Origin of the sequence: Komagataeibacter sp. FNDCF1 (genome assembly GCF_021295335.1) — a bacterium.
Classification (GTDB): domain Bacteria; phylum Pseudomonadota; class Alphaproteobacteria; order Acetobacterales; family Acetobacteraceae; genus Komagataeibacter.
Genome location: NZ_JAIWOT010000001.1, coordinates 3,160,410 through 3,174,282, shown reverse-complemented (window position 1 = coordinate 3,174,282; position 13,873 = coordinate 3,160,410). Strand labels below are relative to the sequence as shown.

General features: G+C 63.7%; 13 protein-coding genes. 10 read left to right on the top strand and 3 right to left on the bottom strand.

Annotated elements, in window-relative coordinates; all coding sequences use genetic code 11:
* Nucleotides 1-14: 14 nt before the first annotated feature.
* Nucleotides 15-1,121 (top strand): OmpA family protein, encoded by a 1,107-nt coding sequence (locus LDL32_RS14925; RefSeq protein WP_233068182.1) that lies wholly within the window; start codon nucleotides 15-17, stop codon nucleotides 1,119-1,121.
* Nucleotides 1,122-1,293: 172 nt separating this feature from the next.
* Complete coding sequence (locus tag LDL32_RS14920; protein WP_233068181.1) at nucleotides 1,294-1,818, top strand: GtrA family protein; 525 nt, start codon at nucleotides 1,294-1,296, stop codon at nucleotides 1,816-1,818.
* Here LDL32_RS14920 and tenA read toward each other — a convergent pair.
* Entirely contained in the window at nucleotides 1,740-2,444 is a 705-nt protein-coding gene (gene tenA / locus LDL32_RS14915) for a thiaminase II (protein ID WP_233068180.1), read from the bottom strand. The genes LDL32_RS14920 and tenA overlap by 79 nt on opposite strands.
* Nucleotides 2,445-2,591: 147 nt before the next feature.
* Here tenA and alaS point away from each other — a divergent pair, with 147 nt between their 5' ends.
* From alaS to LDL32_RS14900, 3 genes are all read left to right on the top strand, one after another.
* Entirely contained in the window at nucleotides 2,592-5,243 is a 2,652-nt protein-coding gene (gene alaS, locus LDL32_RS14910; RefSeq protein ID WP_233068179.1) for an alanine--tRNA ligase, read from the top strand.
* A gap of 299 nt (nucleotides 5,244-5,542) precedes the next feature.
* Entirely contained in the window at nucleotides 5,543-6,235 is a 693-nt protein-coding gene (locus LDL32_RS14905; protein WP_233068177.1) for a carbonic anhydrase, read from the top strand.
* A 4-nt stretch (nucleotides 6,236-6,239) separates the two neighbouring features.
* The gene (locus LDL32_RS14900; RefSeq protein WP_233068176.1) at nucleotides 6,240-7,118 is read left to right on the top strand and encodes an endonuclease/exonuclease/phosphatase family protein; all 879 of its coding nucleotides are present in this window, start codon (nucleotides 6,240-6,242) and stop codon (nucleotides 7,116-7,118) included.
* Between the two features lie 13 nt (nucleotides 7,119-7,131).
* Here LDL32_RS14900 and LDL32_RS14895 read toward each other — a convergent pair whose 3' ends face one another.
* Nucleotides 7,132-7,485 carry a hypothetical protein gene (locus tag LDL32_RS14895; protein WP_233068174.1) on the bottom strand — a complete coding sequence of 118 codons (354 nt, stop codon included), beginning with the start codon at nucleotides 7,483-7,485 and terminating at the stop codon, nucleotides 7,132-7,134.
* A 122-nt stretch (nucleotides 7,486-7,607) separates the two neighbouring features.
* Between LDL32_RS14895 and LDL32_RS14890 the strand changes: the two genes are divergently transcribed.
* On the top strand, nucleotides 7,608-8,381 hold the full coding sequence (locus LDL32_RS14890) for an NADPH-dependent F420 reductase (RefSeq protein WP_233068173.1): 774 nt from the start codon (nucleotides 7,608-7,610) through the stop codon (nucleotides 8,379-8,381).
* Here LDL32_RS14890 and LDL32_RS14885 read toward each other — a convergent pair.
* Nucleotides 8,360-8,908, bottom strand: coding sequence for an HdeD family acid-resistance protein (locus LDL32_RS14885; RefSeq protein ID WP_233068172.1), 549 nt, complete (start codon nucleotides 8,906-8,908; stop codon nucleotides 8,360-8,362). The two genes, LDL32_RS14890 and LDL32_RS14885, sit on opposite strands and share 22 nt — an antisense overlap.
* A gap of 314 nt (nucleotides 8,909-9,222) precedes the next feature.
* Between LDL32_RS14885 and rpsD the strand changes: the two genes are divergently transcribed.
* The 4 genes from rpsD (at nucleotide 9,223) to LDL32_RS14865 (ending at nucleotide 13,741) form a co-directional block, all read left to right on the top strand.
* Nucleotides 9,223-9,840, top strand: coding sequence for a 30S ribosomal protein S4 (rpsD, locus tag LDL32_RS14880; protein ID WP_007399117.1), 618 nt, complete (start codon nucleotides 9,223-9,225; stop codon nucleotides 9,838-9,840).
* Nucleotides 9,841-9,958: 118 nt separating this feature from the next.
* Complete coding sequence (locus LDL32_RS14875) at nucleotides 9,959-11,521, top strand: peptide chain release factor 3 (protein ID WP_233068171.1); 1,563 nt, start codon at nucleotides 9,959-9,961, stop codon at nucleotides 11,519-11,521.
* Between the two features lie 73 nt (nucleotides 11,522-11,594).
* On the top strand, nucleotides 11,595-12,959 hold the full coding sequence (gene cysS / locus LDL32_RS14870; RefSeq protein WP_233068170.1) for a cysteine--tRNA ligase: 1,365 nt from the start codon (nucleotides 11,595-11,597) through the stop codon (nucleotides 12,957-12,959).
* Entirely contained in the window at nucleotides 12,956-13,741 is a 786-nt protein-coding gene (locus LDL32_RS14865) for an RNA methyltransferase (RefSeq protein WP_233068169.1), read from the top strand. The genes cysS and LDL32_RS14865 overlap by 4 nt, the downstream gene beginning before the upstream one ends.
* Nucleotides 13,742-13,873: the final 132 nt, after the last annotated feature.

The following is a 13,873-nucleotide window of genomic DNA, read 5'->3' as shown; positions in this document are numbered from 1 at the left end:
GGAAGGACGAACATATGCGTCTCCGCTCTGCCCTGCTGGCAACCAGCCTGCTTGCAGCGACACCGTTCGCCGCCAAGGCAACCACCATCACTGGCCCGTATGTCGGCATCGGCGGTGGCTACGATCTGACCCAGACCCAGCATATGCATGATGCTGAAGACAAAAACGGTGCCAACGGCAACAATGACTATGGCCAGCATGTCCGTCACGGCCATGGCTGGACCGGCTTTGCCAACGTCGGCTGGGGTTTCGGTAACGGCCTGCGCGCCGAAGTCGAAGGGGCCTACAGCTGGACCGCGATCACCAGTGTCGACACCGAGAAGACCAAGGGTCATGACCGTTCGTATGGCGGCTTCGTCAACGTACTGTATGATATCGACCTGAAGCGTCTGTTCGGCATTGATGTGCCTGTCACGCCGTTTGTCGGTGCCGGTGCCGGTTACCTGTGGGAAAACGCAAATGTCACGGGCATGTCCTCCGGCGCCCAGATGAAGGGTACGAACGGCAGCTTTGCCTATCAGGGTATCGTCGGTGCGGCCTACGACATCCCGGGCGTGTCTGGCCTGCAGATGACCACCGAATACCGCATGGTTGGTCAGGTTGAAGACTTCGGCATGGGCAACATCCGCGCTTCCGGTGGTGGCTACACGAGTGCTGAACGCTTCGACCACCGCTTCAACCACGAATTCATCGTAGGCGTCCGCTACGCGTTCAACAACGCGCCGCCGCCGCCGCCGCCGGCCCCCGCCGTCGTGCCGCCCGCACCGACCGCGGCCCGCACCTACCTGGTGTTCTTCGACTGGGACGGCGCAGCCCTGACCGGCCGCTCGCGTGAGATCGTGGCAGAGGCCGCACAGGCTTCCACCCACGTCCAGACCACGCGCATCGAGGTCAACGGCTACACCGACAACACGGCAGCCCACCCCGGCCCGCGTGGCCAGCAGTACAACCTTGGCCTGTCCATGCGTCGTGCTGACAGCGTGAAGGCTGAACTGATCCGTGACGGCGTGCCCGCCAACGCCATCGACATCCATGGCTATGGTGAAGCCCACCCGCTGGTCCCCACCGGCCCCGACACGCGTGAGCCCCAGAACCGTCGCGTCGAGATCATCCTGCACTGATGCTGCCCGGACGGTCATGATGAAAAGGGGGTGCCTTGGTGCCCCCTTTTCTCTTTTACTGGATCAGTATTTGCCTTAATACGATACCAGACGCCTGTCCGGCTTCCGTGGACAGGCCGTATCCTGACCATATGGCCTGCAGGCCTGCCACGGCAGGCAAAAGGATTATCCCTTGCTCAAACTCCCTTCCGAGAAAATCACGCAATTCCTGAAATTCGGTATTGTCGGGCTGCTAGGACTGGGCTGGGATACAACGGCGGTTTATAGCCTGCGCCCGCTGGTCGGGCTGACAACCGCAACCATCGCCGCGTATTTCATCGCGGCATCGATCAACTGGTTCATCAACCGTCTGTGGACTTTCCGCAAGGCCGGGAACCAGCATCATTTCGTGATCCAGTGGTTCCGTTTCCTTGCAGGCAACTCGCTGGGGTTCTTCCTGAACCGTGGCTGCGTGTTCATGCTGTTCCACCTCTCCCCCATCTTCAAGGCCAATCCTGTCCTGGCCCTGGCGGCCGGGGCCGCCGCGGGCATGATGGCGAACTTTCATATCAGCCGGAAACTTGTCTTCCACGGGGAATCCCGGACCGATGCGCGTCCCTGCGCACAGATCGTGCCCTTTCAGCCCGAACGTGCCGTGGCCCAGAATGCGGTCTCCAGCCGCACTGCTGTCGTGAACTCCCGCAGCAAGGTGGGATAACGCGCCTCAGCGCCATAGGCCGCGCCAACCTGATCCAGGCGGCGGATCCCGTCTTCCACCAGCACGGTATATGCGTCCCCTCCATACAGGTTGATCCATGACCAGTAAGGATTGCCCTGCCTGCGCGTGTCGGGACTGGCATGCAGCCTGGCACCGACCTCCGCATAGCCGATCAGGCATGGCGCCATGGTGACAAGCAGGTCCAGCAGGTCGCCCGTCTGGGCGCGGTCAAGTATAAAGCGGCTGTAGGCAAGTAATTCCAGAGACTCCTCGGCCTGCTCCAGCGTATCTTCCGCAATCCCCCATTCCCGGCAATAGCCGACATGCATGGACAGTTCGGTGTCCAGCAGGCCCGACAGCAATCGTACCGCCTGCCGCATGCCCGCCACCCCGTCGGCCTTGTGAACAGCCAGCGCACAGGCACGGGCGTACTGGATCAGGTAGAGATAATCCTGGATCAGGAAGTTCCTGAACGCATCGGCCGGCAGGGAGCCATCGGCCACCCCCCGCACAAAGGGGTGGCAGACGAATTCCAGCCACCGGGGCATGCAGTCACGGCGCAGACGCCCCGCAAGCCCGGTTGTCAGGAGCGGCCAGTCCTGTTCCGCCACCCATTTCCATGTCATATTGCTCTCTCCTGCTGGTCTTGCCCGCCTGTCATGCCATGGCATATGGGCGAACACGCATGTTCGTACTTCCGGTATGGTGCTACGTGCGCTAGGTGAATGAATCCGGTTTCTATATCTTCAATACAGGATCGTCTGTTTCCCGCCATGCCCACAACAAACGACATTCGTGCCACCTTCCTCGATTATTTTGCGGGGAACGGGCATCAGATCGTGCCGTCCTCGTCCTTGGTGCCACATAACGATCCGACACTGCTGTTTACCAATGCTGGTATGGTGCAGTTCAAGAACGTGTTCACCGGGCAGGAAACACGTCCCTATTCCCGCGCCACAACGGCCCAGAAGGTCGTGCGCGCGGGCGGCAAGCACAACGACCTGGACAATGTGGGCTATACCGCCCGCCATCACACGTTTTTCGAGATGATGGGCAATTTCTCGTTCGGGGATTATTTCAAGGCGGAAGCCATCGAACTGGCATGGAAGCTGGTCACCGGCACCTTTGGCCTGCCCAGGGAAAAGCTGCTGGCCACCGTCTATGCCGATGATGAGGAAGCAGCCGGCCTGTGGCGCAGGATCGCGGGCCTGTCGGATGACCGGATCATCCGCATTCCAACTGCCGACAATTTCTGGCGCATGGGCGATACCGGCCCGTGTGGCCCGTGCTCCGAGATCTTCTATGACCATGGCCCCGACGTGGCCGGTGGTCCCCCCGGCTCCCCCGATGAGGACGGCGACCGGTTTACCGAGATCTGGAACCTCGTGTTCATGCAGTATTTCGAGAACCCGCCCGGCACCCGTTCGCCCCTGCCGCGCCCGTCCATCGACACCGGGCTCGGGCTGGAACGCTTTGCCGCCATCCTGCAGGGCAAGCGCGACAATTATGATACCGATACCTTCCGCGCGCTGATCCTGGCTTCCGCCGAGGTGACGGGTCAGGACCCGGACGGGCCGTTCAATGCCAGTCACCGCGTGGTGGCCGACCACCTGCGCTCCACCTCCTTCCTGATCGCCGATGGCGTGCTGCCGTCCAAGGACGGCCGTGGCTACGTGCTGCGCCGCATCATGCGCCGTGCCATGCGCCACCTGCACATGATGGGCACGACGGAGCCGACTTTCTACAAGCTGGTTCCCGCGCTGATCCGGCAGATGGGCGAGGCCTATCCCGAACTGATCCACGCCCGCGCCCTGATCGAAGGGACGATGAAGGGGGAGGAAGAGCGCTTCAAGGCGATGCTCGACCGCGGGCTGTCGCTGCTGGCGGACGAGACGGAACGCCTTGGCGATGGCGCACCGCTGCCAGGTGCCGTTGCCTTCAAGCTGTATGATACGTTCGGCTTCCCGCTTGACCTGACACAGGACGCCCTGCGCGGCACCAGCCACAACGTGGATGTGGCGGGCTTCAACGAAGCCATGGACGTGCAGCGCAAGCGCGCCCGCGCCGCCTGGAGCGGTTCGGGCGACAGCGCGACCGAGACCGTGTGGTTCGAGGCGCGAGACGCCTTCGGCGCCACCGAATTCCTTGGCTACACCACCGAGACATCGGACGCCGAAGTCCAGGGCGTGGTCGTGGACAACGCGCAGGTGGAAAGTGCCGGCCCCGGCACGAAGGTGGCCCTGCTGCTCAACCAGACACCCTTTTATGGTGAAAGCGGCGGCCAGGTGGGCGATACCGGCACCATCACGGCCCCCGGCCTGCACATCGCCATTACCGATACGCAGAAGAAACTGGGCGACCTGCTGGTACATTACGGCACGGTCATCGAAGGTACGGTAAAGCCGGGCATGGCGGTCACGGCGCAGGTCGATCACACCCGCCGCACCGCCATCCGCGCGCACCACTCCGCAACCCATCTGCTGCATGAGGCCCTGCGCCGCCGTCTGGGCGCGCACGTCACCCAGAAAGGCAGCCTGAACGCACCGGACCGCCTGCGCTTTGACGTAAGCCAGCCCCGCCCCATAACCCCCGAGGAACTGGCGGATGTCGAAGCCGAAGTGAATGCCCGCATCCGTGAGAACACGGACGTCACCACCCGCCACATGACACCCGACGAAGCCATTGAAGAGGGCGCGATGGCCCTGTTTGGTGAAAAATATGGCGATGAGGTCCGCGTGGTCTCCATGGGTGGCCCCGAGGAAGGGCGCGCCGCCTGGTCGATCGAACTGTGTGGCGGCACGCATGTCCGCCGCACGGGGGATATCGGGCTGTTCCGCATCACATCGGAAAGCGGTGTATCATCCGGCGTGCGGCGGATCGAGGCCGTGACCGGCCGGTCGGCGGAAAACATCACCATCGCCACCGAGGAGCGCCTCAATCAGGTTGCCGCCATGCTGCGCGTGCCCCCGGCCGAAGCACCGGAACGTCTTGCCGTGCTGCTGGAAGAGCGCAAGGTGATGGAACGCCAGATTTCGGACCTGCAGCGCAAGCTGGCATCCGGCAGCCAGGCCGCCAGCAGCATTGTGGAAGTGAATGGCATCCGGCTCGACGCCCGCAACGTGGGTGAACTGCCGCCCAAGGAACTCAAGCCGCTGGCGGATTCGTTGCGCAAGGAAATCGGTTCCGGCGTGATTGCCCTGATTTCCACTGCCGATGGCAAGGGCAGCATCGTGGTCGCCGCAACCGCCGACCTGAGTGAAAAGGTCGATGCCGTGGCACTGGTGCGCGCGGCCAGTGCCGCCATGGATGGCAAGGGTGGCGGGGGCCGGCGCGACATGGCGCAGGCTGGTGGCCCCGATATCAGCAAGGTGGACGCAGCGCTGGAAGCCGTGCGTACCGCCCTGCAGCAGGGTGCTGCCGGTTAGGCCGGCCGCCCTGCCCCATACGGGTTTTCATCCGCCAACGGCGCGCCCAGGCGCGCCGTTGTGCTGTACACCCCACTGTCAGGCACATGAATACTACAATATAGTAAATGAATATTCCTTAATTATATCGCGGTTACATAGTATTTCCAAATCAGTTCATCCAGAAACTGTTGGGACTGATGGGGGTTTTCATGATACAGGGGAAGCTGGATATCGTCCGGGGTACCGCATTGTACCGCAATGGTGGTGCGGATCATGGCTTTCCCCGTGTCCGGACATTCGTGTGACAGGATTTTATAATGGCCGCTACCAATACCGCCCGGGATACGCTGATCGACCTGCTGCATGGTGTTGAGCGCTTCAATACCGAAGTCTTTCCGCAGAACCGCGACCTGTTTGCAAGCCTTGCCAACAGCCAGTCCCCCGATACGCTGTTCATTGCCTGCGCCGACAGCCGGGTAAACCCCAGCATGATTACCCAGACCCGACCGGGTGACCTGTTCGTGCTGCGCAACATCGGCAATATCGTCCCCGCCTATGGGGAAATGCTGGGCGGCGTATCATCGGCCATTGAATATGCGGTCAGCGCGCTCAAGGTTTCGCACATCATCGTATGTGGCCATTCCAACTGCGGCGCGATGAAGGCGCTGCTCGACCCCGAGGCCGCCAATCTGGGCAAGATGCCCACCGTGGCAAGCTGGCTGCGCAATGCCGAGGCCGCGCGCGCCGTGCTGGAAGCATCGGATGCAGGCCCGGCCACCGTGCGCAGCCTGTCGGAGCAGAACGTACAGCTCCAGATCGCCCACCTGCGCACCCACCCCGCCGTGGCGGCGGGGCTTGCCCGTGGCACCCTGACGTTGCAGGGATGGTTCTATGATATCGCCAGTGGGGAAGTTGTGGTGCTGGATGAAACATCGCGCCGTTTCATCCATGTGGATGAAGCCATCGCCCAGCTGCGTGCCCAGCAGGACGACAGCCCGCCCACGGCCTGAAACCATGACCGGATGGCGGGTGGCCTGCTGCCTGCCCGTCATCCTTGGCCTGCTGCTTCCGCCTGCCGCCGCGGTCGCGCGGGGGGATATCAGGCTTTCCACATGGAATCTGGACTGGCTGACCACCCGCCCGCAGGGCGATGCCGCCCTGCCCGCCGATGTCACCCCCCGTACGGCGGCGGAACTGGAGCGGCTGGCGGCCTATGCCCGCCGCCTGGCACCCGATATCGCGGCGCTGGAGGAAGTGGACAGCCCGGAACTGGCCGCCCGGCTGTTTCCCGCGCCGGGCTACCATATCCTTGTCTCCCATGACCCTGTGGTGCAGAAGGTCGCTCTTGCCATTCGCACGGGGCTGGCGGTGACGCGGCATGCGGATGTCACGGCGCTGGATGTCTATCCGCCCGATGCGCCGCGCCATCTCCGTTCGGGACTGGATGTCAGCATCGGCACGGGGGCGGACAGCCTGCGCGTGCTGGTGGTGCATCTCAAGGCCGGATGTCGCGATTCGGGGCCCGACAGCCGCAAGCCGGCCTGCCATACACTACTGCGGCAGATTGCCGTCATCACGGACTGGATCCTGGAACGGCAGGATGAAGGCGAGGCCTTTGCGGTCATCGGTGATTTCAACCGCCTGCTTGCCCCTGATGACCCGGCGCTGCGCAGCCTTGCCAGTAGTGGCCCGCTCACGCTTGCAACCGCGGGGCACGCAAGTCCCTGCGCAGGCGGCAGCTATTTCATCGACCATATCCTGCTCGGTGGCCCCGCGCGCGCATGGCTGCAACCGGACAGCCTGCGCGTGATGCTCTATGGTACTGGCGGGCACGAGGATGCCATCCGCCTGTCCGACCACTGCCCGGTCTCGGTACGCCTGTCCCTGCCCTGAACCCGCGCCGGGCCTATTCGGGCCAGATCCCGGAATCGTGCATGGCGCTGACCCCTACCATCAGTACGATCATCACGAACACCACCGCCCCCATGAGCTGGAACAGTTCCTTGTACGGCATGAAGGCCGGGTCCATGCCAGCAGCGGCGGCGGCGGCCTGGGGTGTCGTGGCCACGGCATCATGGTCGGTCGTGACCACATGCTCCTGCGCATCGGGCAGCGGGCCGGAATCGGGAATATGCGTCGCGGCACTGGCGGCTTCGTCCGTCTGCACGGCTTCATGCAGTGCCTGTTCGGGATGCTCCACGCCAGCAGGCACGGCGGATTGCGCGACGACAGTGCTGTCCTGATCGGGGGTATCGGTCATTGACGCTGTACTCCTGCTTCAGCCAAGTCTGTGCCATATACCGGCAGGTCGGCAAAGAACCAAACTGCGGATCTGGCCATGACGTGCCATACTACCACATACCGCCAGAACAGGAGAGATGCATGCCAGCCCTGAAACTGACCCGCCGACAGGGCCTGACCGCCCTGCTTGCCACGCTCCTGCCCACGGCCCTGCCGGTTGCGGCGCGTGCGGGCAGGCCGCTGCGCATCGGCATGATCGGGGCGGGCCATGTCGGCAGCACGCTGGGCCATTTATGGAACCGCTCGGGCCACCAGATCATGTTTGCCGACATAAAGAAGGAAGCCGCGAACAGGCTTGCATCCGAACTCTATCCGCTCGCCCGTTCCGGCACGGTGCAGGAAGCCGCGAAATTCGGGGATGCCGTGGTGCTGGCCGTACCCTATGGCGCCCTGCCGGTGCTGGGGCACACCATCGGTGCGACCATTGGCGACAAGCCGCTGATCGATGCCACCAATCCCTATGGCTGGCGTGACGGCAAGATCGGCCGCCTGGCCCAGAAGAACGGGGCGGGCATCACCACCCAGTCCCTGTTTCCGTCCGCCTCCGTTGTCCGGTGCTTCAATTCGGAAGACATGACGACACTTGCAGCCCAGACCTGGCGCACCCCCCCCCGCCTGGCGCTGCCCATGGCGGGGGATGTGCTGCAGGCCCTGTACACGGCGGGCTGGCTGATCCATGACGCTGGCTTCGACCCGGTCATGGTCGGCCCGCTGTCTGCCGCGATGCTGTTCCAGCCCGGCCACCCAGGATTTGAGGCGCAGATGAACGCCAATGACCTGCGCACCCTGCTGGGCGTTACGGCGGACAATCCGGTCAACCGCAGGCTCGCCGCTCAGTTCGCGGGCGGGATGTAGACCGCCTGGCGCAGCGCCAGGCCGAACTGGATCCAGCCGATGCCCGCCGCGATCAGTTCAACGGCCACGAACGTGCCGATCAGCCATAGCCCCGACCACGGCAGGGTGGCATACAGGCACACGCCCACCAGCAGGCTGATGACACCCCCCAGCAGGATCAGCCACCAGCCCTGCAGGCCACGCTGCTGGAACGCCATGATGATGCGCCCGATGCCCGACACCGCAAGGCAGGCGGCAATAAACAGGGTAATGACCATGGAACCCGTGGCCGGTTCCTCCATCATCATGGTGCCTGCCAGTATATAAAGCGCACCACCCAGGATGGACATGAGCCGCCCGCTCCAGTCACGCACCACGAAGGCGTGCACGAGCTGCACCGTACCCGCCACGAACAGCAGCACGCCAAGCAGGATGGTGCTGGCAAGCGAGACGGCCAGTGCATCTACCCACGCCACGATGCCAAGGCCGAAGGAAATCGCCCCCAGCCCCACGAACAGCCCCCAGCGCTGCGTAAATGACGTATCCATGTGTAATCCTCCTGTCCCTGCTGGCCCGTGCCATCCCGGTTCCTGCTTCATAACAAAGGCGGCTGCCGGTGCGATACAGAGTTTTGCCACGCGGCAGACCCTACGGTGGAGATTGACAGGAGCGGGCAGGACTTCTATATGCGCCCGACTGCCGGGAACGTGGACGATCCGGCTGGTGCCCATGGGTGATTGCTCCCCGGTGCCAGTAATACGGAGCGCGCCCGCCCTGTTCATGAGGAACAGGACCTACCGGTGCAACACCATGGATGCGGCCCGTCCGCCGCCATGCAGATGAATGAAGAGAGAGCGCGCAGATGAGCAAGCGCCTTGAGAGCAAGTACAAGATCAATCGCCGCCTTGGCGTGAACCTGTGGGGCCGTGCGAAGTCCCCGGTCAACAAGCGCGAATATGGTCCCGGCCAGCATGGCCAGCGCCGCAAGCAGAAGCCTTCCGACTTCTCCGTGCAGCTGATGGCCAAGCAGAAGCTGAAGGGCTACTACGGCAACATCGGCGAAAAGCAGTTCCGCAAGTATTATGACGAGGCCGTCCGCCGCAAGGGTGACACCTCCGAAAACCTGATCGACCTGCTGGAGCGCCGGCTGGATGCGGTTGTCTACCGCCTGAAGTTCGCGATCACCCCGTTCGCGGCACGTCAGTTTATCAGCCACGGCCACATCACGGTCAACGGCCGCAAGGTCAACATCCCCTCCTACCTGGTGCGTGATGGTGACGTGATCGAAGTGCGCGAGAAGTCCAAGCAGCTGGCCATCGTGCTGGATGCGGCCCAGAGCGGCGAGCGCGACGTGCCGGAATACCTGGAAGTGGACCACCGCCAGATGAAGGGCTCCTTCCTGCGCAGCCCCAAGCTGTCGGACGTTCCGTATCCGGTCCAGATGGAACCGAACCTGGTCATCGAATTCTACTCTCGCTGATCAAGTCCCGGAACCGGGCAGGCGTGACGCCGGGCGTGGGGTTTTGTCCCCGCGTCCGGCGTCCGCGTTTCTGGCCCCTGCCCGCTTCCCCCTCCCTTCCGCCGGGCCAGCCGCAGGAATGGACAAGACCGTGACCGCCACCGCAGCCGATACCGCCCTTGCCGCCGAAATTACCCGGCGGCGCACATTCGCCATCATCTCCCACCCCGATGCGGGCAAGACCACGCTGACCGAACGCATCCTGCGCGCCGGTGGCGCGATCCAGATGGCGGGCAACGTGCGGGCCAAGGGCGAACGGCGGCGCACGCGTTCGGACTGGATGGGCATCGAGCGCGACCGCGGCATTTCCGTCGTGACATCGGTCATGACGTTCGAATATGGCGGCTGCATCTTCAACCTGCTCGACACGCCGGGCCATGAAGACTTCTCGGAAGATACCTACCGCACGCTGACGGCGGTGGATGCGGCGGTGATGGTGATCGACGCCGCCAAGGGCATCGAGGCCCGGACCCGCAAGCTGTTCGAGATCTGCCGCCTGCGCGACATTCCCATCGTCACCTTCATCAACAAGATGGACCGTGAGGCGCAGGACCCGTTTGCCCTGCTCGATGAAATTTCGTCCTCGCTGGCGCTGGATGTCTCGCCCGCCACATGGCCGGTGGGCCGTGCCGCCAAATTCGTCGGCACCTATGACATCCGCAGCCGTGAACTGCACGTGAGCGAACCGCTGGACCAGTCCGACCCGCGCATGGTGCAGCTGGGCGAGGAACTGGAACTGGTCGAGGCCGCCTTGCCGGAATTCGACCTGGAAAGCTTCAACGCGGGGCACCTGACACCGGTGTTCTTCGGTAGTGCGATGAAGGAAATCGGCGTGACCGACCTGCTGGACGCGCTGGCCGCCTTCGGGCCGCCGCCGCGTGACCAGGCGACCGAAACCCGCAGCGTGCGCGCCGATGAACCCGCCCTGACCGCGCTGGTGTTCAAGATCCAGGCCAACATGGACCCCAACCACCGCGACCGCATGGCCTTTGCCCGCATCTGCTCGGGCAAACTGCAGCGCGGCATGCGGCTCAAGCATGTGCGCATTGGCAAGCAGTTCGCGCTGCACACCCCGCAGTTCTTCTTTGCCCGTGACCGCCAGCTGGCCGAGGAAGCATTCGCGGGCGACGTGGTGGGCATTCCCAACCATGGCACGCTGCGCATTGGCGATACGCTGACCGAGGGCGAGGACCTGCGCTTTACCGGCGTACCCTACTTCGCCCCCGAAATCCTGCGCCGCGTGCGGCTGGATGATGCGATGAAGGCCAAGAAGCTGCGGCAGGCCCTGACCGAACTGGCGGAAGAAGGCGTGGTCCAGCTGTTCCGCCCGCAGGATGGCGCGCCACCGATCGTGGGCGTGGTCGGCACGCTGCAGCTTGACGTGCTTCAGTCGCGGCTGAAGGGGGAATACGGGGTGGCGATCGGCTTCGAATCGACGCCGTACAACCTTGCCCGCTGGGTCACCGGCCCGCGTGACAGGCTGGAAGCCTTCTGCATGGCTAACCGCACGGCCATGGCGGATGATATTGATGGCGACCCGGTCTTCCTTGCCTCATCCGCGTTCATGATGAAGCGCACGGCGGAAGGAAACCCGGAGTTGACGTTCCATGACATCAAGCAGATCGGCCAGGAAATCGGCTGACCGGCCACCCCGGCGGGGCGGGTGCAGATGAACTATTGCGTCCCCCTGCCAGTCTGTCGCATCTAGGCGCATCATGTCCGACACACAGCCCCGTTTGCACCTGCATGACAGCAGGACGCGCAGCACCGTTCCCTTCGTCCCGCTGGCACCCGATAACGTACGGGTCTATTACTGCGGCCCCACGGTCTATGACCTGGCGCATATCGGCAACCTGCGCGCCATGCTCACGGCGGATGTGCTGGTGCGCCTGCTGCGCCACCTGTACAAGCGCGTGACCTACGTGCGCAACATCACGGACGTGGATGACAAGATCAACGCCCGCGCCCATGCCAGTGGCGAATCCATCGCCGACCTGACCGCACGCACCATTGCCGATTTCCATGAAGACCTGGCCGCCGTTTCCATCCTGCCGCCAGATGTGGAACCACGCGCGACCCACCATATTGGCGAGATGCAGGACATGATCGCCCGCCTGATCGCAGGTGGCCATGCCTACGAAGCAGAAGGCCATGTGCTGTTCGCGGTGAATACCTACCCGTCCTACGGTGCGCTGTCGGGCCGGACGCCTGATGACCTGATTGCTGGCGCCCGGGTGGAGGTTGCTCCTTACAAGCGTGATCCCGGTGATTTCGTGCTGTGGAAGCCGTCCGATGACCAGACACCGGGCTGGGACAGCCCGTGGGGCCGGGGGCGGCCGGGCTGGCATATCGAATGTTCCGCCATGTCACACCGTTATCTGGGCGAAAGCTTCGATATCCATGGCGGCGGATCGGACCTGCTGTTTCCCCACCATGAGAACGAGCGCGCGCAGAGCATGTGCTGCCACCCGCATGGTCACTTCGCCAACCACTGGGTGCATAACGCCATGCTGCTGGTGAACGGGGAGAAGATGTCGAAATCCCTCGGCAACTTCCTGACCGTGCGCGACGTGCTGCGTGACACGCCCGCCGAGGCCCTGCGCCTGCTGCTGCTGCGCGCGCAGTACCGCTCGGTACTGAATTTCACGCGTGAGGGGCTGGAGGAGGCGCGTCAGATGCTCGGCCGCTTCTACCGTGCGCTGGAAAACCTTGATCCGATGCAGGACACCGTGCCCGCGCCTGACAGCGTGGTACAGGTGCTGTGCGATGACCTGAACACGCCCCGCGCGCTGGCGGAAATGCACGCACTGGCCGATGCCGCCATGGCGGGGGACAGCATGGCCGCGGCGCAACTGAAGGCGGCGGGCAACCTGATCGGCCTGCTGAACGACACGCCGGAAGCATGGTTCCGTGGTGGCGCGAAGGTGGACCCGGCGCATATCGAACGCCTGATTGCAGAACGGCTGGCCGCCCGCAAGGCGCGTGACTTTGCCCGCGCCGATGAAATCCGCAATGACCTTGCCGCACAGGGAATCGTGCTGGAAGACGGCCCGCAGGGCACGACATGGAGGCAGGCATGACCGGCCGTGACGGCGGGGCGGATATCGGCCCCATTGGCAACAGCCCGGTCGTGATCCTTGTCCGGCCCCAGATGGCCGAGAACATCGGCACCACGGCCCGCGCCATGGCCAATGGCGGGCTGTTCCACATGCGCCTTGTCGCACCACGTGATGGCTGGCCGCTTGAGCGCGCATGGCGCAGCGCGTCGGGGGCCGACCGCATTCTTGAATCCGCACAGGTGTTCGACACGGTGGATGATGCGGTGGCCGACCTGCACCATGTCTTTGCCACCTGCCCGCGCCCGCGCCATATCGTCAAGCCGGTGCTGACCGCGCGCGGCGGTGCTGCGGAACTGCGCGAGATGACGGATCGCGGCCTGAAGGTCGGGCTGATGTTCGGCCCCGAACGCGCGGGACTGGATAACGAGGACATGGCGCGCGCCGATGCGCTGATCCGCTACCCGCTCAATCCCGCATTCATGTCGCTCAACCTGGCGCAGGCGGTGATGATCATGGCTTATGAGTGGTGGATGACGGAGGACCAGACCCAGCCCCGCACCCTCATGACCAACGAGACGCATGTGGCCACCCGTGGCGAACTCGACAACTTCATGCGCCACCTGATTACCGATCTGGATGACTGCGGCTTCCTGCGCAATGAACAGAAGCGCGCGGGCATGGTGCGCAACCTGCGCCACTTCTTCCTGCGTGGCGAGGTGACGGAGCAGGAACTGCGCACGCTGCATGGCGTGGTGACCGAGCTTTCACGCGGGCGCAAGGCGCGACAGGGTGACAAGCGGTAAGAAGGTTACCGGAAAAGAATAAAGGTTTTTCGGGCGCCGCCTTCTTTTAAAAAGGCGGCCTTCTACGAAGCTTCTTGAAAAAAGCTCCACCAAAAACGTCTTTCCGTTGAAAAAAGGCCCGGTACGGAACCG